The following is a 17,863-nucleotide window of genomic DNA, read 5'->3' on the forward strand; positions in this document are numbered from 1 at the left end:
GGGATGGCCCCCTACGTGTCGAGCTTGCCGAGCATCTTGTTCATCTCGGTGATCTCGGCCGACTGCGAGGTGATGATCGACTTCGCCAGCGTCTTGGCGGGACCGCTGGCACCCTTGGCCTGTTCGGTCTTCGCCATCTCGATGGCGCCCCGATGGTGGCTGATCATCATCTGGAGAAACGCCGTGTCGAAGGCGTCACCGGAGAGCTTCCTCAGCTTGCTCATGTCCGCCTCCGACATCATGCCGGGCATCGACGCGCCGGAGTGGTGGTCCATGCCTGGCATACCGGCGTCCGGAACCTTCTCGCCCCAGGCCGTCAACCAGCCCGACATGGTCTCGATCTCCGGGCTCTGCGCCTTCTTGATCTTCGAGGCGAGGTTCTTCACCTCCTGGGACTTCGCCCGTGACGGAGCCAACCCGGCCATCGTCACGGCCTGCCGGTGGTGCGAGATCATTTCCTGCGCGAAGGTCACGTCCTGCGCGTTGTGGCTGCCCTGCGTGGCGGAAGCGGTGGCCGAGGCGCCGGCGGACAGCTTTGCGCCCGTGTCGTGGCCGGAGTGCCCCGACGAGGAAGCGTCACTGTCACTGCCGCAAGCGGCCAGCACCACCGCGGCGGTCGTGGCCGCGGCCAGCGCGGCAGTCCGACGGATGAGAGAACGGCGAGATGCCATGAGAAGGAGAGCTCCTTGCGTGCCCGCGCTCGCGCGCGGCAAGAACGGATGGTGAGGCAGGCCGGAACGCGGCTCCCCGCCGGCAGGGAGTCGCGCGGGTGCCTCTATATCCGCAGAAGCTGGAGCTCAGAGAGGCTAGGCGGAGCCCGGCCGTCGACCGTCCGCGCGACATGGTTGCCGAGGGCCGTCACGGAGGGTTCGGCGGGCACAGCCAGTGCCGGCAGCAGGGTCGGAGGCACGTAGGACGCGGCCGTGCCCTTGGCCGCACAGGTTCCGCCGACGTGGTCCATGGCCATTCCGCCATCATCCGCACCCGACACATGCGGACAGGCACTGTCGCCCGCATCAGCGGACACGGCGTGCTGCCCGGCCTCACCCAGCGGCGCCGTCATGACGTGCTGCCCCGCTGACGGCATCCCGGACGGTGAGAGCCCATGCATGGCCAGCACCCCGGCCACCACCGCCATCACCAGCAGCATCCAGCGAGCACGGCTCACCGCGGAGCGGGTGCGGGTGCGGGTACGGAGGCCGGATGTCACGGCACCCATGGTACGAACACCGGCCGCCGCGCTCCCGCCGTAGGGTCGCCATCAGGCTCGGCGTCCGCGCATCGCGGGTGTGTTGGGCGGTTGCGTCAGGGCAGCCGCCGCCAGGGTCCGGACCTCCGCGTTCACGGTGCGGAGCCGGTCCTGCCGTCAACGCCCCCACGATCCACGATCGCGGGGGCGTTCGGCCTGGTGAGGCACAGAGCCGACTGTCGGGTTCGAACCGACGACCTTCGCTTTACAAGAGCGGCGCTCTACCAGCTGAGCTAAGTCGGCATCCCCTGCAGTGTACCCATCTCCGGGGCATGGTCCGTTCGAAAAATACCCAGGTCCTGCCTAGAGACATGGCGGCCCTCACCGGTATAGCGTCACGCCAATCCACCTCGCGTGGACCAGACCACTGCCTTTACTCGGATCGTCCGGCACGTTCCTGCCGGTGAAGGGACAGATCACCATGGCCACTGTCACGTACGACAAGGCGACCCGGGTGTACCCGGGCACCGAGAAGCCCGCTGTCGACCAGCTCGACATCGCCATCGAGGACGGCGAGTTCCTCGTGCTCGTCGGCCCCTCCGGCTGCGGGAAGTCGACCTCCCTGCGGATGCTCGCGGGGCTGGAGGACGTCAATGGCGGGGCCATCCGGATCGGCGACCGGGACGTCACCCATCTGCCGCCGAAGGACCGGGACATCGCCATGGTGTTCCAGAACTACGCGCTGTACCCGCACATGACCGTCGCCCAGAACATGGGCTTCGCGCTCAAGATCGCCGGCGTGAACAAGACCGAGATCCGGCAGAAGGTCGAGGACGCGGCGAAGATCCTGGACCTCACCGAGTACCTGGAGCGCAAGCCGAAGGCGCTCTCCGGTGGTCAGCGGCAGCGTGTGGCGATGGGGCGCGCGATCGTCCGGGAGCCGCAGGTGTTCCTCATGGACGAGCCGCTGTCCAACCTGGACGCCAAGCTGCGTGTGCAGACCCGTACGCAGATCGCCAGCCTCCAGCGCCGGCTCGGCATCACCACGGTGTACGTCACCCACGACCAGGTCGAGGCCATGACCATGGGCGACCGGGTGGCGGTGCTCAAGGACGGGCTGCTCCAGCAGGTCGACTCGCCGCGCAACATGTACGACCGCCCCGCCAACCTCTTCGTCGCGGGCTTCATCGGCTCGCCGGCGATGAACCTCGTCGAGGTGCCGATCACCGACGGCGGTGTGAAGTTCGGCAACAGCGTCGTCCCGGTCTCGCGTGAGGCGCTGAGCGCCGCGGCCGACAAGGGCGACCGCACGGTCACCGTGGGCGTCCGGCCCGAGCACTTCGACGTGGTCGAGCAGAACGGCGAGGCCACCAAGGCCCTCTCCAAGGCGTCCGACGACGCCCCGGCCGGTCTCGCCGTCACCGTCAACGTCGTCGAGGAGCTCGGCGCCGACGGCTATGTCTACGGCACCGCCGAGGTCGGCGGCGAGGTCAAGGACCTGGTCGTCCGCGTGAACGGGCGCCAGGTGCCGGAGAAGGGCGCGCAGTTGCACGTCGTGCCGCGGCCGGGTGAGACGCACGTCTTCTCGACCTCCACCGGGGAGCGGCTCAGCGACTGATCCGGCTGTCCCGCCGGCCGTACGTACCGACGGCGCCGTCCGTCCGCTCCCCGCGGACGGACGGCGCCGTCGCGTTGTGGAGTTGTGGCGGCGTTGGGCTGTTGCCGCGTTGGGCTGTTGCGGCGTTGAGTTGATTGTCGATAAATTCCCCGACATTTCGAGCATTTCACCTCCGAACGTCAACTCACCGATCGCCAAGAGCGGCTTTCCGTCACCCGGCTTGGTGACTGAATGTCGCCAAATCGTCGCTCCTCGCTACGATCACCGCGTACCGCAGTCCCGAACCACCCACCCGCGAGGAACTACCCCGTGAACACCGCAGCCCGCCGCATCGGCAGAACGCTCGCCTTCGTCCTCCCCGTCGTGCTCGTCCTTTCCGGCACCCTCGCGGTCACCCGCGTCCCCTGGGCCTCGCCGAGCGCCGAGTCGCAGATCCTCACCGCCTCCTCCGACCGGGCGTCCACCCATGCCACCCACCGGGCCCCGCATGAGCTGCTGCGCGACCGGCTGCTCGCCGAGCTCCAGGAGAAGGACCCCGCCGTGGCGCTCACCCACCTCCAGGTCGCGACGTCCAGGCGGCCCTCGCTCGCCGAGCACTGCGCCTCCATCGCCCGCGCGCTCGGCCGCGCCGCGGTCGCCAAGTACGGCGGCGTGAGCCGCGCCCAGGCGTACGCCCGGCCCGTCTGCGACACCTCGTTCGCGTCCGGGGTCACCCAGGCGTACCGCTGACCCGTCCCCCGGCTCCCCCGGCGCCCGCCCCCGTGCCGCCGATGTCGCGCGGCTCCCGCCGTCCCCTTTTCCACCCGCGCCCGTTCTTCTCGCTCCGGCTCCGCCTACGGCGGTCCCCTGACCGCATATGGTGCGGTTCATGAGCGATGACGACGAGCGCAGACCCGGGCACCCCCACCAGACCGCGCGCCCCACACAAGCCGTCGTCCTGGCCGGAGGCCAGGGCTCACGGCTGCGTCCGTACACCGACGACCGCCCCAAGCCGATGGTCGAGATCCCCGGCACCGGGACCCCGATCATCGGCCATCAGCTGGCCTGGCTGGCCGCCGAGGGCGTCACCCACGCGGTGGTCTCCTGCGGCCACCTCGCCGCCGTCCTCCAGGACTGGCTCGAGACGGCGGAGTTGCCGCTGCGGGTGACGACGGTCGTCGAGAAGGAGCCGCTGGGGCGCGGCGGCGGCCTCAAGTTCGCCGCCGCCCGGCTCCCCGAGCCCGACCGGCCCTGGTACGCCACCAACGGCGACATCTGGACCCGCTTCTCGCTCCGCGACATGGCGGACTTCCACGACGAGCGCGGCGCCACCGCCACGCTCGCCCTCGCCCGGCCGCGCATTCCGTGGGGGGCGGTGGAGACCAATGAGTTCGGGCACGTCCTGGACTTCATCGAGTCGCCGCCCTCGCCATATCTCATCAACGCGGGCGTCTACGTCTTCTCCGCCGCCTTCACCTCGCTCCTGCCCGACCGGGGCGACCACGAACGCACCACCTTCCCGCGCCTGGCACGCGAACGGCGGCTGGCGGGGTTCCCGCTGCCCCAGGGCGCGTACTGGCGGGCCATCGACACCGCGAAGGATCTGACCGAGGCCGCGAAGGAACTCGCCTCGGGCCCACCACCCCACGGCCACGGCCCCTTCGACACAGCACCGGTGCCACACGCCTGAGCCGACGGTCTGATCTATCGCTACGCGGTCCGGGCGACGGTACGGGGGCACGGCGGCACGGCGCTGCCGTACGCGGGAGACCGGGCCCGCGGCACCGAGCCGGTACGGGACCACAGATGGCGCGGGACGCAGGCCCGTGGCACGGGGCACACGGGCCGGTACGGGACCACAAGGCGCGCGGGACGCAGGCCAGTACGGGACACCGGGCGCGTGGCACAGGACACCGGCCCGGTACTGCACGCAGGCCAGTACGGGACACGGGGCGCGTGCCGCGGGGCACCGAGCCGGTACGGGACCACAGGGCGCGGAACGCAGAGCACCGGGGGTGGCGCGGGACGCAGCCGGTACGGGACCACAAGGCGCGCGGGACGCAGGCCAGTACGGGACACAAGGCCCGTAGCGCAGGACACCGGCCCGGTACTGCACGCAGGCCAGTACGGGACACGGGGCGCGTGCCGCGGGGCACCGAGCCGGTACGGGACCACAGGGCGCGGAACGCAGAGCACCGGGGGTGGCGCGGGACGCAGCCGGTACGGGACCACAAGGCGCGCGGCGCGCGCCGCGAGGCGCTGCGGGGCCGCAAGAGGCGACGTGCGACACGAGCTTCTTCTCGGACAGGGCCTGCCCTAAGACGCGGGCTCAGCCGCAAGCGCAAGCTGAGCCGGAAGGGCGCGGGCTCAGCCGAAGGGCGCGGGGCGCAAGTCCAGCCGAACGCTCGGGCCCGACCCAAAACGCAAAACCAGCCCAAGAAGGCAGGCCCAACCCAGAACGCGGACTCGGCCGAAAGAACGCAGGCTCAGCCGAGGAGGCCGCTCAAGGCGGCCTCTTCGGCGGCCGGGTCGGTGTAGCCGTACGTGTTCTCCTCCGGCGGGCCGCCCTCCGGGCCGCCCGCGGACATCCCCCCGCCGGTGCCGCCCAGCGACGGCGGGCCCGCCGTCGCCGTCGGGGCGAGGGGGTGGCGCGGGGAGCGGGAAGTGCTGCCCAGGCCGCTGCGCGGCCGCGAACCGCCGCTCGGGCGGCCGGAGATGCCGGACGCCGACCCCGTCGCGCTCGGCTCCCCGGACGAGGAGGCCGACGCCGAGGCGGACGGCTCGGGGCGGTGCGGCAACCGCTCACGCGGCGACCGCGCACCGGCCGATTCGCCCCCCGTTCCCATCGGCCCGCGCTGCCCGCCGCGCGGGCTCTCCACGGACTGGCTGGGCAGCGGCGAACCGGGCAGGTTGTTCGTCGGCAGATCGCTCGGCTGGGGCGCCTTGACGACCTCCGACGACCGTACGGCGGCGCCCAGCATCGAGCCCATCAGCAGCGTCAGCCCGGCGACCACCATCACCAGCACACTGCCCCGGCGCAGCACCCGGCGCCGCAGCTGCCACAGTTCGGACCGGGGGCCGAGCCGCCGCCACGCCTCGCCGGCGAGCCGGGCGTCCGCCGAGTAGACCGGCGCGCCCGCGATGATCAGCGGGCTCCAGGCGGCGAGGTAGATGATGTCGGGCGCGTCGTAGACCGGCACCGTACGCCAGCTCACGGTGACGATCAGCGCGGCGGACAGCAGCGCGCCGAACGCGGCGGCCAGCCGCTGCCACAGCCCCAGCACGGTGAGCACCCCGACCACGATCTGCAGGAAGGCCACGGTCAGCCCGGCGCCCACCGGATGCTCCAGCGCCAGGTCGCGCAGCGGCTCGGCGATCGGCCAGGGGTGCAGCGTGCGCAGCCAGGTGACCATCGAACCGCGCTCGCCGCCGTCGAAGTAGACGGGGTCGGAGAGCTTGCCCATCCCCCCGTAGACGGAGATGAAGCCGAGGAAGATGCGCAGCGGCAGCAGGACGACGCCGAGGTTCATCCGGCGCCCGGGGTAATAGGCGGCGTGGCGTACGGACTCGGAGTGGCGGCGCGGACGCGGAAGCGTGGCGCGCCGCGACTCGTGCCCGTCGCCGTCGCCCGCGCTCCGGCCCGACGCGGAGGCCGCGCCGCGCCGCTCCATCCCGGCCGCCCTGGCCACCGCCCTCGCCCCGCCCGGTTCGGCCGTCCCGCCCGCGCCCGTGCCCACGCCCGGACGGCGCCGGCCACCGGACCCGGGCACGGTCTCCGTACGGGGGTTGCGGGGGCCGATGACCGTGGGTGCGCCGTCGTCGAAGGCGATCCGCGGCAGCACCTGGGTGGCGCCCACGTCCTCGGCGGCCTCCCCGGACCGGGCGCGGCCCAGCCCCTCGGACAGGCCGTCAGCCAGCCCGTCGGACGGACTGTCGGTCAGACCCTCGTGGGAGTACCGCACGGCCTGGAGAAGCCGGGTCGCCGCGGTGTCACCGCCGGGGCGGGTACGGCCGCTCCACACCACGGGCGGCCGGCGCCGGGCCGCGACCGGAACGCGGGCGAGCCGGGCCGTGTCCGCCAGCGCGCTGCTGACGACCGGGGCGCTGAGCTGCACCCGGAAGCTCGGGGCGTTGACGGCGACCTGCGCCGGATCGCACGGCACCTTGGCCATGGTCAGCTGTGGCTCGTCGTCGAACCCCCGCGCGCGTCCCGCCAGGGGCGAAGGCATGCGGGCTTTTCTGGTCTCCACGCCCAACTAACCGAGTGACGGACGGGAAAGACACTGCCGGGGACGCCCCGATCTGTCCGAGGCCCGTCAAGATCATCACCCGGAGGACAAACCCGGCCCGGAGCCCCCGGAACCGGCGCACACCCGCACCGAGACACCAGGGCACCCCACGGCCGACCACGCCAAGCCGCCAGGCTCAAGCCGCACGCCGCACACACGCCGCCACGCCGCCAGCATTCCGGCCAGGGGCCCGCCCGGCCCGCGCCGGGCCCGCCAGCCCGCACGGGCACCGCACCGCACCACACCGGGACACCCGACACCCCCGGCCGCATTGCCACCGCCCCCCGGCCGACCACTGCCCGGCCCGCGCCGGGGCCACCACTCAGCCCGCACGCGCACCGCACCGGGACACCAGGGCGCCCCACGGCCGTACCGCCACCGCACCGGCCGCCCCACGGCCGACCACCCCAGCCGACAGCGGCACCGGACCCGGACCCACTACACCCGCGCCCCACCTACGCCCGGCGGCGCGCCGCCTCGTAGAGGACGACGCCCGCCGCCACGCCCGCGTTCAGCGACTCCGCGCCGCCCGGCATCGGAATCCGCACCCGCAGGTCGCAGGTCTCGCCCACCAGCCGCGACAGCCCCTTCCCCTCACTGCCGACGACGATCACGACCGGGCCGTCCAGCACCTCGAGGTCCTGGAGCTCGACATCGCCGTCCGCCGCCAGCCCGATCACCGTCAGGCCCGCCTTCTGGTAGGTCTCCAGCGTCCGGGTGAGGTTGGTCGCGCGGGCGACCGGGGTGCGGGCGGCGGTGCCCGCGGAGGTCTTCCAGGCGCCCGCGGTCATCCCGGCCGCGCGCCGCTCCGGCACGACCACGCCGTGGCCGCCGAAGGCGGACACCGAGCGGACCACGGCGCCCAGGTTGCGCGGGTCGGTGACGCCGTCGAGGGCGACGATCAGCGGGTCCTCGCCGTCGTCGAAGGCGGCCGCGCTCAGGTCCTCGGGGTGGGCGTACTCGTACGGCGGGACCTGGAGCACCAGGCCCTGGTGGTTCAGGCCGTTCGTCATCCGGTCCAGCTCGGGCTTGGGCGCCTCCATGAGGTGGATGCCGCCGCGGTCGGCGGCGAGCTTCAGCGCCTCGCGCACCCGGTCGTCGCTGTCGATGAACTGCTGGACATACAGGGTGTTGGCCGGAACGCCCTCGCGCAGCGCCTCGACCACCGGGTTACGGCCCACCACCAGCTCGTTCGAGCCCTTGCCGCCGCGGCGCGGGGCCGGGCGCTTGGCGGCCTGGCGGGCGCGGGCGTTGGCGGCCCGCTGCTTCACGTGGCCCTTGCGCATCTCGGCGGGCGGGGTGGGCCCCTTGCCCTCGAGGGCGCGGCGCCGCTTCCCTCCGCTGCCGACCGTCGCGCCCTTCTTGTTGGCGGTACGGCGGTTCCTGCGCTGGCTGTTGCCGGCCATGAATGGTCACCTGTCTCTTCACTGCTCAGCGCTGCTCAGCAAGCGGCTCGAACGTCGAACGTCGCACACCCGATCGAACACGGTCGTGTGTGTGCGGTTGTACGGTCACAAGTGTGCCGTCCGGGGCGCCGGGCGGCGCAACAGGGCAGGTCGAGGCCAGGGCCTCAGCGCTGCCCCAGCTCCCAGCGCGGTCCGGACGGGGTGTCCTCGATCACCAGACCCGACTGCTGGAGCTGATCGCGGATCGCGTCCGCCGTCGCGTAGTCCTTACGGGTCCGCGCGGCCTGCCGCTGCTCCAGGACCAGCCGGACGAGGGAGTCGACCACGCCGTGCAGGTCCTCACCCCGGTCCGCACCGCCCGCCCAGTGCTCGTCGAGCGGATCGAGGCCCAGCACGCCCAGCATGGCCCGCACCTCGGCCAGCCGGGCGACCGCCGCCTCCTTGTCGTCGGCGGTCAGGGCGGAGTTCCCCTGGCGGACGGTGGTGTGGACGACCGCGAGCGCCTGCGGCACCCCGAGGTCGTCGTCCATCGCCTCCGCGAAGGCGGGCGGCACCTCGGCCGCGGGCTCGACGGTCCCCGCCTTTTCCACCACCCGCTGGACGAAGCCCTCGATCCGCGCGAACGCCGACTCGGCCTCGCGCAGCGCCTCCTCGCTGTACTCGATCATCGACCGGTAGTGCGGGGTGCCCAGGTAGTAGCGGAGCACGATCGGGCGCCAGCGCTTGACCATCTCGGAGACCAGCACCGAGTTGCCGAGCGACTTGCTCATCTTCTCGCCGCTCATGGTCACCCAGGCGTTGTGCGCCCAGTAGGCGGCGAAGTCGTCGCCGAACGCCTTGGCCTGCGCGATCTCGTTCTCGTGGTGCGGGAAGATCAGGTCGACGCCGCCGCCGTGGATGTCGAAGGCGCGGCCGAGGTACTTGTGCGCCATCGCCGAGCACTCCAGGTGCCAGCCGGGACGGCCGCGGCCCCATGGGGTCTCCCAGCTGGGCTCCCCCGGCTTCGCCGCCTTCCACATGGCGAAGTCGCGCGGATCGCGCTTGCCGGTCTCGCCCTCGCCGGAGGGCTGGCGCAACCCGTCCAGGTCCTGGTTGGAGAGCTTCAGATACTCGGGGAACGAGCGCACGTCGAAGTAGACATTGCCCTCGGCGGCATAGGCATGACCCCGATCGATCAGCTCCCGCATCATCTCGATCATCTCGGGGACGTGACCGGTCGCCCGCGGCTCATAGGTCACCGGCAGGCAGCCGAGGATGTCGTAGGCGTGGTTGAAGGCACGCTCGTTCTCGTAGCCGATCGCCCACCACGGCCGCTTCTGCTCCGCCGACTTCGCGATGATCTTGTCGTCGATGTCCGTGACATTGCGGATGAACGTCACGTCGTAGCCGCGATGGGCGAACCAGCGACGCATGATGTCGAAGTTCAGCCCCGACCTGATGTGACCGATATGCGGGGCGGCCTGCACGGTCGCGCCACACAGGTAGATCGAGACGCAGCCCGGCCTGAGCGGGGTGAAGTCACGGATCTGCCGGGCGCTGGTGTCGTACAGGCGAATAGTCACGCATCAAGGGTAGTGGGAAGTGAACGGTGCCCTGTGCAGCTTCCGCCGCGTGGACACAGAAGCGTGACACTCGGGACGCTACGGTCGCCTCTCCCCGATTTCCGCCGATCCCCTGGAGGCCGATCCTCCCGTGGGGCGGACCGTTCGGACCGTCACCGCCGGAACACCAGCGCCGTCGCGATCGCCGCGAGGCCCTCGGCGCGCCCCGTCAGCCCCAGGCCGTCCGTGGTCGTACCGGACACCGAGACAGGGGCTCCCACCGCCGCCGTCAGCGCCTTCGTCGCCTCCTCGCGCCGCTTGCCGATCTTGGGGCGTACGCCGATCACCTGGATCGCCACATTGCCGATCCCGAAGCCCGCGTCCCGGACGATCCGGGCCGCCTCGCCCAGCAGAGTGGTGCCGGCGGCACCGGACCACTCGGGGCGGTCGGTGCCGAAGTGGGCGCCGAGATCGCCGAGCCCGGCGGCGGAGAACAGCGCGTCACAGGCAGCATGGGCGGCCACGTCGCCGTCCGAGTGGCCGGCCAGTCCGTACTCCTCGCCCTCCCACAGCAGCCCGGCGCACCACAGCTCACGGCCCTTCTCGAAGGCGTGCACATCGGTGCCGATGCCCACCAGGGGGAGCACCACCGCGCCGGAAGCCACCGCCTCGGAAACCACTGCCTCCGAAGCCTTCGCGCCAGAAGCCTTCGCATCAGAGGCCTTCGCGCCAGAAGCCTTCGCGTCAGAAGCCATCGTTCGCCCTCCTGCGGGCCAGAACCGCCTCGGCCAGCACCAGATCCAGCGGCCGGGTCACCTTGAACGCCTCCTCGTGGCCGGGGACGACCACGACCTCGACGCCGAGCCGCTCCACCATGCCCGCGTCGTCCGTCGCGCCCTCGCCCTCCAGGGCGACCTTCTCGTGCGCGGCCACGAGCGTGGCGCGGTCGAAGCCCTGCGGGGTCTGGACGGCGCGCAGCAGGGCGCGCTCGGGGGTGCCGACGACCGGCTCGGGCTCACCGGCCCGCTCCCCGATGCGCGGCTCGACCTGCTTCACGGTGTCGGACAGCGGCAGCGCCGGGACGACGGCGGGCGCCCCGTCCCGTACGGCGGCGACGACCGCGTCCACCGTGTCCACGGGGACCAGCGGACGCGCCGCGTCGTGCACCAGCACGGTGGTCACGGTCTCGGGGACGGCGGCCAGCCCCTTGCGCACCGACTCCTGGCGGGTCTCGCCGCCGGGCACGACGACCACCTCGGTGGTGTCGGTGAGGCTGCCGCTCAGCGGATAGGCGTCCAGCAGCCGCCGCACCTCGTCGGCGCCGTCCGGCGGGGCGACCACGACGACGAGGGAGACGGAGCGGGATCCGGCCATCGCCCGTACCGCGTGGACCAGCATCGGGGTGCCGTTCAGCGGGCGCAGCGCCTTGGGGGCGCCCGGCCCCAGCCGCACTCCGCGGCCCGCGGCGGGGATCACGGCGGCGGTGCGGGCGGGGCGCCCGGACGCGGCGGAATCGCCGCGATCCGGACGTGCGGACATTGAGTTGGCGTTCAGGTTTGCTTCCTCAGCCGAAGTGGGTATGGCCACAGCGTGCCGGGCGCGATGCCCCGACCGGCCCCTTCCGTGACGACTGGTCGAGCCAGCTGCCCGGGCCCGGCACACTTCGCACCGCGCGGGGTGGCGCGGCGGCGGGCACCGGCACCGGGTGCCGGAGAAGCACCCGGAGCACAGGGTTTCGGAGGAGCACAGCGTTCGGCACGCAGACATGCCGCAGCGCCCGGCGACAGACGACTAACGGGAATCAGGTCTGAGTCACTCGGGCACCGCGGCATGGAGATGTCAGGACGCGAGAACCTCGTCGAGCAGGGCCTCGGCCTTGTCCTCGTTGGTGCTCTCGGCGAGAGCGAGTTCGCTCACCAGGATCTGGCGGGCCTTGGCGAGCATCCGCTTCTCCCCGGCGGAGAGTCCGCGCTCACGCTCTCGGCGCCACAGGTCACGCACGACCTCGGCGACCTTGATCACATCGCCGGAGGCGAGCTTCTCGAGATTTGCCTTGTAGCGACGGGACCAGTTCGTCGGCTCTTCCGCATACGGCGCACGCAGCACCTCGAAGACCCGATCCAGCCCGTCCTGGCCGACCACATCACGCACACCGACGAACTCCGCATTGTCCGCCGGCACACGAACCGTCAGGTCACCCTGAGCGACCTTCAGCACCAAGTAGGTCTTGTCCACGCCTTTGATCTGGCGAGTTTCGATGGCCTCGATCAGCGCGGCCCCGTGATGGGGATAGACCACGGTGTCGCCAACCTTGAACGTCATGTGACAGGTACCCCTTCCGTGGCTATCCAGGGTAACACGGGAACGCCTTCTTCTGAATGGCGTTTTCGCAGGTCAGGGCATATCTCGGGGCTTGACAAGTGCGGCAGGAACGTGCTGCGCGGGGCCTGCGGAACCGGGTATTCGCAGGTGGGAGCGGCTGTCCGGGCGCCCGGAAACCCGCCCGATACCCGCCCGGAGAAGCCCGGCCGAGTGGCCGTACGTCCCGTTTTGCCGGAGTCCGGTCGATGGACTTCCGCTACTCCGTTCGGATCAGGAGCGAGCGATCCGGCCCCGATTCACGAATTGATCACAACGTTCATCCAGCGTTGATGGCGACGTTGATCGCGGGGCTGATCGCGAGTTGATCGCGGCGTTGATCGCGCGGTTGATCACGCGGCGCGGATCAAGTCTGTGATCAATTCTCGGACATGCATGGATTCCTTACCGATAATCTCCCGCGCCGCCGGTCGAGTCGATATTCGGGATGGTGCCCGGATGGTGTCGGGACGGCGCCGACGGGCCCCGTAACGCACGCCGGAACCGGCATCGGACGGGCATGCCCCCGGGGGCGGATCGGCTTGAGGCGGGTCGGGTGCGGGCCGAAGAGGGCGGATCGGTAATCTAAGCGCGCTGATCCAACCTTTACCTCGTCCTAGGAGATGCCGCCGCCGTGAGCAGCAGCCTTCGACGCGGCGCCCTCGCCGCAGCCGCCATCGTGGTCTCGGTCGCCCCGCTCTCCGCCTGCGGAGCCGGTAACGACGCGCAGACGCTGGAGGTCAAGCCCGACAACGCGGCCACCGCTGTCGGCGATATCAAGATCCAGAATGCCACTGTGGTGACCCAGCCGGATCGCACGGCGAAGGGCCCGGCCGTCGTCACCGGCCGGCTCTTCAACAACGGCAAGGAGGACCAGACCGTCAAGGCCATCACCCTCGCCGGCAGCAGTGCGCGGGTGAAGATCTCCCCGCCCAAGGGCAAGACCGGCCCGGTCGTCGTCCCGAAGGGCGGCTCGGTGGCCTTCGGCGGCGAGGGCAACGCCTCCGCTGTCATCAGCGACGGGCGCGAGGCCGCCAGGGACGGCGACGCACAGCGGGTCGTGTTCGACCTCAGCTCCACCGGCAAGGTCCAGATCACCGCGTTCGTCGTCCCGGCGACGAGCTACTTCGAGGGCTGGGGCCCGACCGAGCTGCCGACCGCGAAGCCGTCGGCCCCGACGCCCGGCGGATCGAAGAGCGGTACGCCCAGCGGCACCCCGACCGGCTCGGCGAGCGACAACCCGGGCGGTAAGCCGAGCAACACGCCGAGCGGCGGAGCCACCACCGGCACGTCGAACGGCGTCGCGACGGGCGAGCCGGACCCGAACAACGGCTGAGGGACCCCGCGGACACGCGTAAGGGCGGCCCCGGAGCTTTCCGGGCCGCCCTCACCCATGCCGAGACGCCGGGAGGCAGACCGACCGCGGTACATGCGGCCAACGGCCGCCGACTCGCACCGCTCGGCCCAGGCGGGCCTCACGGGCTTCGGAACGCCGCGCCGGACTCCGTCCGGCCGGCCTGAACGCCAGGTCCGGAACGAAACCCCACCCCGGCGCACCGGGACACCAAGACCGGTTTACGGCTCGAACTTGTAGCCCAGCCCCCGCACCGTCACCAGGTAGCGCGGCGCGCCCGGGTCGGGCTCGAACCCCCTCCCCGTGCATCCCTCGCACCGCTCGGCCCCGGCGGGCCTCACGGGCTTCGAGACGCTGCGCCGGACTCCGTCCGGCCGACCCGGACACCAAGACCGGTTTACGGCTCGAACTTGTAGCCCAGACCCCGCACCGTCACCAGGTAGCGCGGCGCGCCTGGGTCAGGTTCGATCTTGGCCCGGAGCCGCTTGACGTGGACGTCGAGGGTTTTCGTGTCGCCCACGTAGTCCGCGCCCCAGACCCGGTCGATCAGCTGCATACGGGTCAGCACCCGGCCCGCGTTGCGCAGCAGCATCTCCAGCAGGTCGAACTCCTTCAGCGGGAGGTCCACCTTGCCGCCGCCGACCGTGACCACGTGCCGGTCCACGTCCATCCGGACCGGCCCGGCCTCCAGGGCGGCGGGGGTGACCTCCTCCGGCTCACCGCGGCGGCGCAGGACGGCTCTGATCCGGGCGACCAGTTCGCGCGAGGAGAAGGGCTTGGTCACGTAGTCGTCGGCGCCTATCTCCAGACCGACCACCTTGTCGATCTCGCTGTCCTTGGCGGTCACCATGATCACCGGGACATTGGACCGGCCGCGCAGCTGACGGCAGACCTCCGTACCGGGCAGGCCGGGCAGCATCAGGTCGAGGAGCACCAGGTCGGCGCCGTTCCGCTCGAACTCGTCGAGACCCTCGGGGCCGGTCGTCGCGATGGCGACCTCGAATCCCTCCTTGCGAAGCATGTACGACAGTGCGTCGCTGAACGATTCCTCGTCCTCGACGACCAGAACTCGGGTCACGGAAGGACCTCCGGGGCAGAGAGTGGTTCATTGGTGAAGGTCTCGTACGGCCGGTCGTGGTCCTCGCCATCGAGGTCTGCTCCGGTGTCGTACGACTCGCTCGACTCGCTCGACTCGCGCGCCTGGCTCCGCGAGCGGTCCCGGTCCCGTGCCGCACCGGCTTCCGGGAGTCTCAGGGTGAAGGTGGAGCCCTGTCCCTCGGCGCTCCACACGGTGACCTCCCCGCCGTGCGAGGCGGCCACATGCTTGACGATGGCGAGCCCGAGCCCGGTCCCGCCGGTCTGCCGGGAGCGGGCCGGGTCGACCCGGTAGAAGCGCTCGAAGATCCGCTCGCGGTCCTTCTCGGAGATGCCGATGCCCTGGTCGGTCACGGCGATCTCGATCAGGTCCCCGCCGGTCGCGGGGATGCGGCGGGCGGCGATGCCGACGCGGGTACGGGCCGGGCTGTAGTTGACCGCGTTCTCGACGAGGTTGCCGAGCGCGGCGGCCAGCTGACCCCGGTTGCCCCACACATGGAGATCGGCGGTGCCGCCGGTGGCCATCGTGATCTGCTTGGTGCCCGCCTGGTGGCGGCACCGGTCGATGGCCTCGGCGACGAGCTCGTCCACCCGGACCGGCTCGGCGTCCTCCAGCGGGTCGTCGTTCTGCACCCGGGAGAGGTCGATGAGCTCCTGGACCAGACTGGTCAGCCGGGTGGCCTCGACCTGCATCCGCCCGGCGAAGCGGGTGACCGCCTCGGGGTCGTCGGACGCGTCCATCACGGCCTCGGACAGCAGGGACAGCGCGCCGACCGGGGTCTTCAGCTCATGGCTGACGTTGGCGACGAAGTCGCGTCGTACGGCCTCGATGCGGCGGGCCTCGGTGAGGTCCTCCACCAGCAGCAGGACCAGCCGGGAGCCCAGCGGGGCCACTCTGGCGGACACGGCGAGCGCGTCACCGCCCCGGCCGGTGCCGCGCCGTGGCAGGTCCAGCTCGATCTGCCGGATCTCGCCGTCCCGCCGGGTGTCGCGGGCCATCGCCAGCATCGGCTCGACGGCGAGCTTGCCGCCGCGCACCAGGCCCAGGGCGTACGCGGCTGAGCTGGCCTTGACGACGGAGTCCGCTTCGTCGAGGACGACGGCCGAGGAACGGAGCACCGAGAGAACGGTGTCCACGCCGGGCGGCAGCACGGCGTCGGTGTGCAGCGAGGAGCGCGTAGGCTTCGCCTGTTCGCGCTCGCTCCAGCGGAACGCCAGCATGGCGATGACGCCGGTGCACAACCCGGCGAGCGCCGCCACTGCGGCGATCGCCGCGTTCACGTTCATGCGTCCAGGTTATGCGGGCGGCAAGACACCTCCACAGCCCCGAGGCGATCCCCTCAGGCAGACGTTGCCGAGAGTTCACCGGGGCGTCGGTATCGGTTCACTACGGACGTTTCGGCAGGCGGATGGCGTGCGATGGCGCCCGGACCGCGCTACCGAGAGTTCACCTGGGGGTCAGGTGTGGTTCACGCCCGGTGCCGGAACCGGACGCGTTACGACCGGAGCGTGGGAGTCTGGGGACCTCGGGTCAACGAGCCCACGGTCGGGTCAGTGAGCCCGCGACGATCCTTCGGAACGAAAGAAAACGAAAGATCCAATCGAGGTCCACGAGGTCCACGGGATCCCTCGCGATCCACCGGGATCATCGGAATCCGTCAAGGCCCATCAGTGAGAGTCGGCGAAAGAGGTCAGTGATGCGGGACGCGTACCACGAGGAGCTGGACACGATCGGGGACGGCCTGGTCGACATGGCCCGGCTTGTCGGTTCGGCCATCGGCCGTGCCACCACCGCCATTCTGGACGCGGACCTCAAGCTCGCCGAGAGCGTCATCGCGGCCGATGAGAAGGTCGACGATCTCCAGCGGGACCTGGAGGGACGGGCCATAGCCCTGCTCGCCCGACAGCAGCCGGTCGCCACGGATCTGCGCATAGTGGTGACCAGCCTGCGGATGAGCGCCGACCTGGAGCGCTCCGGCGACCTCGCGCAGCATGTCGCCAAGCTCGCCCGGCTCCGCTTCCCGGACACGGCCGTGCCGCACGACCTGCACGCCACCATCCTGGAGATGGGCCAGCTCGCCCAGCGGCTGATGGCGAAGGCCGCCGAGGTCATCATCACCAAGGACGTCGACCTCGCGCTCCAGCTGGAGCACGACGACGACGCGATGGACCTGCTGCACCGCGCCCTCTTCCAGCACCTGATGGACGACCGCTGGAAGCACGGCATCGAGACGGCGGTGGATGTGACACTGCTGGGCCGTTACTACGAGCGGTTCGCGGACCACGCGGTCTCGGTCGCCAAGCGCGTCGTCTACCTGGTCACCGGCGAGCACGCCGACGAGATCGCCTCGCAGGACACGGTCAACACCGTCGAAGGGGCGTGAGCGTCCGCGACGGCGTGCCTCCGCGCGCCGTCGACGCGCCCCTGCGCGGGGCCGCCGGGTCGTCGGCACCATGAGCGGCAGTGACGTGACCCCCTCCCGAGGAGGCGACTCATGGCGGACCTCTCCAAGCCCGAACCCCGTCCGGCCCAGCCCGGCGGCTCCACGGTCGGCGCCTGCGGCTGCGGCTCGGGCTGCGGCTGCGGCTGCCAGTCCGGCGGCCCCTGCCAATGCGGCGGCTGCTGCGGCTGACCGACCCCTACGACAGAGGGCCTGGGACCGTGACCGGTCCCAGGCCCTCTCTCCTGTGGCACTCCTGTGGCGGCGGTTTCCCGGCCGAGGTGCGGGGTCCCCGTCCGCCCGAGGTGCGGACGGCGCCGGGAGCGGCGAGCCTGGTCCTATGGAGGACAAGACCCCGGCCCCGCCTCGCGTGGTAGTGGACGAACCGCTCGACGGCCGGCGCCGTGTGCTGATCGACGGCCAGGACGTCGGAGTGGTGGTGAGCCCGGACGAGCTCCGGCGGCTCCTGCACCGCGCGGGTCTGATGGAAGAGGAAGCCCCCCTCGACAACCCCGAGCTGATCGAATGGCACGGCGGCAGCTCCGACGACTGGCCGGCCGCGCCGAGATGACCTGATCGGCTCACCTGATTTG

At 71.5% G+C, this 17,863-nt stretch carries 17 protein-coding genes and 1 tRNA gene; 7 read left to right on the plus strand and 11 right to left on the minus strand.

The genetic code is table 11. The features are described 5' to 3' along the window. Nucleotides 1-11 precede the first annotated feature (11 nt). The 3 genes from PS467_RS19360 to PS467_RS19370 all read right to left on the minus strand — a co-directional run bounded on the left by PS467_RS19360 (nt 12) and on the right by PS467_RS19370 (nt 1,492). Nucleotides 12-671: a DUF305 domain-containing protein gene (locus PS467_RS19360; RefSeq protein ID WP_311039912.1), complete on the minus strand. Its 660-nt coding sequence runs from the start codon at nt 669-671 to the stop codon at nt 12-14. Nucleotides 672-775: 104 nt separating this feature from the next. Further along, the gene (locus tag PS467_RS19365) at nt 776-1,210 is read right to left on the minus strand and encodes a DUF6153 family protein (protein ID WP_311036349.1); all 435 of its coding nucleotides are present in this window, start codon (nt 1,208-1,210) and stop codon (nt 776-778) included. A 209-nt stretch (nt 1,211-1,419) separates the two neighbouring features. Beyond that, nucleotides 1,420-1,492 (minus strand) — tRNA-Thr (locus PS467_RS19370). A 178-nt stretch (nt 1,493-1,670) separates the two neighbouring features. On the opposite strand from PS467_RS19370, the gene PS467_RS19375 reads away from it, so the two are divergent. The 3 genes from PS467_RS19375 (at nt 1,671) to PS467_RS19385 (ending at nt 4,476) form a co-directional block, all read left to right on the plus strand. Continuing rightward, on the plus strand, nt 1,671-2,807 hold the full coding sequence (locus PS467_RS19375) for an ABC transporter ATP-binding protein (protein WP_311036350.1): 1,137 nt from the start codon (nt 1,671-1,673) through the stop codon (nt 2,805-2,807). A 309-nt stretch (nt 2,808-3,116) separates the two neighbouring features. Continuing rightward, nucleotides 3,117-3,536, plus strand: coding sequence for a hypothetical protein (locus PS467_RS19380; protein WP_311036351.1), 420 nt, complete (start codon nt 3,117-3,119; stop codon nt 3,534-3,536). Nucleotides 3,537-3,675: 139 nt separating this feature from the next. Further along, a complete protein-coding gene (locus tag PS467_RS19385; protein WP_311036352.1) occupies nt 3,676-4,476 on the plus strand; it encodes a nucleotidyltransferase family protein in 801 nt (266 codons plus the stop codon). Nucleotides 4,477-5,272: 796 nt separating this feature from the next. On the opposite strand, the gene PS467_RS19390 is transcribed toward PS467_RS19385, so the two are convergent. The 6 genes from PS467_RS19390 to PS467_RS19415 all read right to left on the minus strand — a co-directional run bounded on the left by PS467_RS19390 (nt 5,273) and on the right by PS467_RS19415 (nt 12,344). Beyond that, nucleotides 5,273-7,015 (minus strand): DoxX family protein, encoded by a 1,743-nt coding sequence (locus PS467_RS19390; protein ID WP_311036353.1) that lies wholly within the window; start codon nt 7,013-7,015, stop codon nt 5,273-5,275. Between the two features lie 515 nt (nt 7,016-7,530). Then, nucleotides 7,531-8,481, minus strand: coding sequence for a 23S rRNA (guanosine(2251)-2'-O)-methyltransferase RlmB (rlmB, locus tag PS467_RS19395; protein WP_311036354.1), 951 nt, complete (start codon nt 8,479-8,481; stop codon nt 7,531-7,533). A gap of 164 nt (nt 8,482-8,645) precedes the next feature. Next, the gene (cysS, locus tag PS467_RS19400; protein WP_268972873.1) at nt 8,646-10,043 is read right to left on the minus strand and encodes a cysteine--tRNA ligase; all 1,398 of its coding nucleotides are present in this window, start codon (nt 10,041-10,043) and stop codon (nt 8,646-8,648) included. Between the two features lie 152 nt (nt 10,044-10,195). Beyond that, the gene (ispF, locus tag PS467_RS19405; RefSeq protein ID WP_311036355.1) at nt 10,196-10,687 is read right to left on the minus strand and encodes a 2-C-methyl-D-erythritol 2,4-cyclodiphosphate synthase; all 492 of its coding nucleotides are present in this window, start codon (nt 10,685-10,687) and stop codon (nt 10,196-10,198) included. Nucleotides 10,688-10,766: 79 nt separating this feature from the next. Further along, nucleotides 10,767-11,561, minus strand: coding sequence for a 2-C-methyl-D-erythritol 4-phosphate cytidylyltransferase (gene ispD / locus PS467_RS19410; protein WP_311036356.1), 795 nt, complete (start codon nt 11,559-11,561; stop codon nt 10,767-10,769). Nucleotides 11,562-11,861: 300 nt separating this feature from the next. Further along, a complete protein-coding gene (locus PS467_RS19415) occupies nt 11,862-12,344 on the minus strand; it encodes a CarD family transcriptional regulator (RefSeq protein ID WP_009716930.1) in 483 nt (160 codons plus the stop codon). A 670-nt stretch (nt 12,345-13,014) separates the two neighbouring features. Between PS467_RS19415 and PS467_RS19420 the strand changes: the two genes are divergently transcribed. Then, nucleotides 13,015-13,716, plus strand: coding sequence for a DUF461 domain-containing protein (locus tag PS467_RS19420; protein WP_311036357.1), 702 nt, complete (start codon nt 13,015-13,017; stop codon nt 13,714-13,716). Between the two features lie 415 nt (nt 13,717-14,131). On the opposite strand, the gene phoP is transcribed toward PS467_RS19420, so the two are convergent. Together phoP and phoR are read right to left on the minus strand one after the other, a co-directional pair. Beyond that, nucleotides 14,132-14,812, minus strand: coding sequence for a two-component system response regulator PhoP (phoP, locus tag PS467_RS19425; protein ID WP_037960596.1), 681 nt, complete (start codon nt 14,810-14,812; stop codon nt 14,132-14,134). Next, a complete protein-coding gene (gene phoR, locus PS467_RS19430; protein ID WP_268972877.1) occupies nt 14,809-16,116 on the minus strand; it encodes a two-component system sensor histidine kinase PhoR in 1,308 nt (435 codons plus the stop codon). Before phoR ends, phoP begins: the two co-directional genes overlap by 4 nt. 410 nt (nt 16,117-16,526) lie before the next feature. On the opposite strand from phoR, the gene phoU reads away from it, so the two are divergent. From phoU to PS467_RS19445, 3 genes are all read left to right on the plus strand, one after another. Then, nucleotides 16,527-17,213 (plus strand): phosphate signaling complex protein PhoU, encoded by a 687-nt coding sequence (gene phoU, locus PS467_RS19435; RefSeq protein WP_311036358.1) that lies wholly within the window; start codon nt 16,527-16,529, stop codon nt 17,211-17,213. 111 nt (nt 17,214-17,324) lie between these two features. Then, nucleotides 17,325-17,462, plus strand: a complete 138-nt coding sequence (locus tag PS467_RS19440; protein ID WP_311036359.1) for a hypothetical protein — start codon at nt 17,325-17,327, stop codon at nt 17,460-17,462. A 148-nt stretch (nt 17,463-17,610) separates the two neighbouring features. After that, nucleotides 17,611-17,841, plus strand: a complete 231-nt coding sequence (locus PS467_RS19445; protein ID WP_311036360.1) for a hypothetical protein — start codon at nt 17,611-17,613, stop codon at nt 17,839-17,841. Nucleotides 17,842-17,863: the final 22 nt, after the last annotated feature.

The sequence above is a fragment of the Streptomyces luomodiensis genome (assembly GCF_031679605.1).
Lineage (GTDB): Bacteria > Actinomycetota > Actinomycetes > Streptomycetales > Streptomycetaceae > Streptomyces > Streptomyces luomodiensis.

Bases quoted from the DNA above. Each gene is read 5' to 3' on its own strand.
- PS467_RS19445 (WP_311036360.1), top strand. From the start codon at position 17,611: ATGGAGGACAAGACCCCGGCCCCGCCTCGCGTGGTAGTGGACGAACCG.
- ispD (WP_311036356.1), bottom strand. From the start codon at position 11,561: ATGTCCGCACGTCCGGATCGCGGCGATTCCGCCGCGTCCGGGCGCCCC.
- PS467_RS19440 (WP_311036359.1), top strand. From the start codon at position 17,325: ATGGCGGACCTCTCCAAGCCCGAACCCCGTCCGGCCCAGCCCGGCGGC.
- PS467_RS19415 (WP_009716930.1), bottom strand. From the start codon at position 12,344: ATGACGTTCAAGGTTGGCGACACCGTGGTCTATCCCCATCACGGGGCC.
- PS467_RS19390 (WP_311036353.1), bottom strand. From the start codon at position 7,015: ATGCCTTCGCCCCTGGCGGGACGCGCGCGGGGGTTCGACGACGAGCCA.
- PS467_RS19375 (WP_311036350.1), top strand. From the start codon at position 1,671: ATGGCCACTGTCACGTACGACAAGGCGACCCGGGTGTACCCGGGCACC.
- PS467_RS19385 (WP_311036352.1), top strand. From the start codon at position 3,676: ATGAGCGATGACGACGAGCGCAGACCCGGGCACCCCCACCAGACCGCG.
- phoR (WP_268972877.1), bottom strand. From the start codon at position 16,116: ATGAACGTGAACGCGGCGATCGCCGCAGTGGCGGCGCTCGCCGGGTTG.
- phoU (WP_311036358.1), top strand. From the start codon at position 16,527: ATGCGGGACGCGTACCACGAGGAGCTGGACACGATCGGGGACGGCCTG.
- rlmB (WP_311036354.1), bottom strand. From the start codon at position 8,481: ATGGCCGGCAACAGCCAGCGCAGGAACCGCCGTACCGCCAACAAGAAG.
- PS467_RS19360 (WP_311039912.1), bottom strand. From the start codon at position 671: ATGGCATCTCGCCGTTCTCTCATCCGTCGGACTGCCGCGCTGGCCGCG.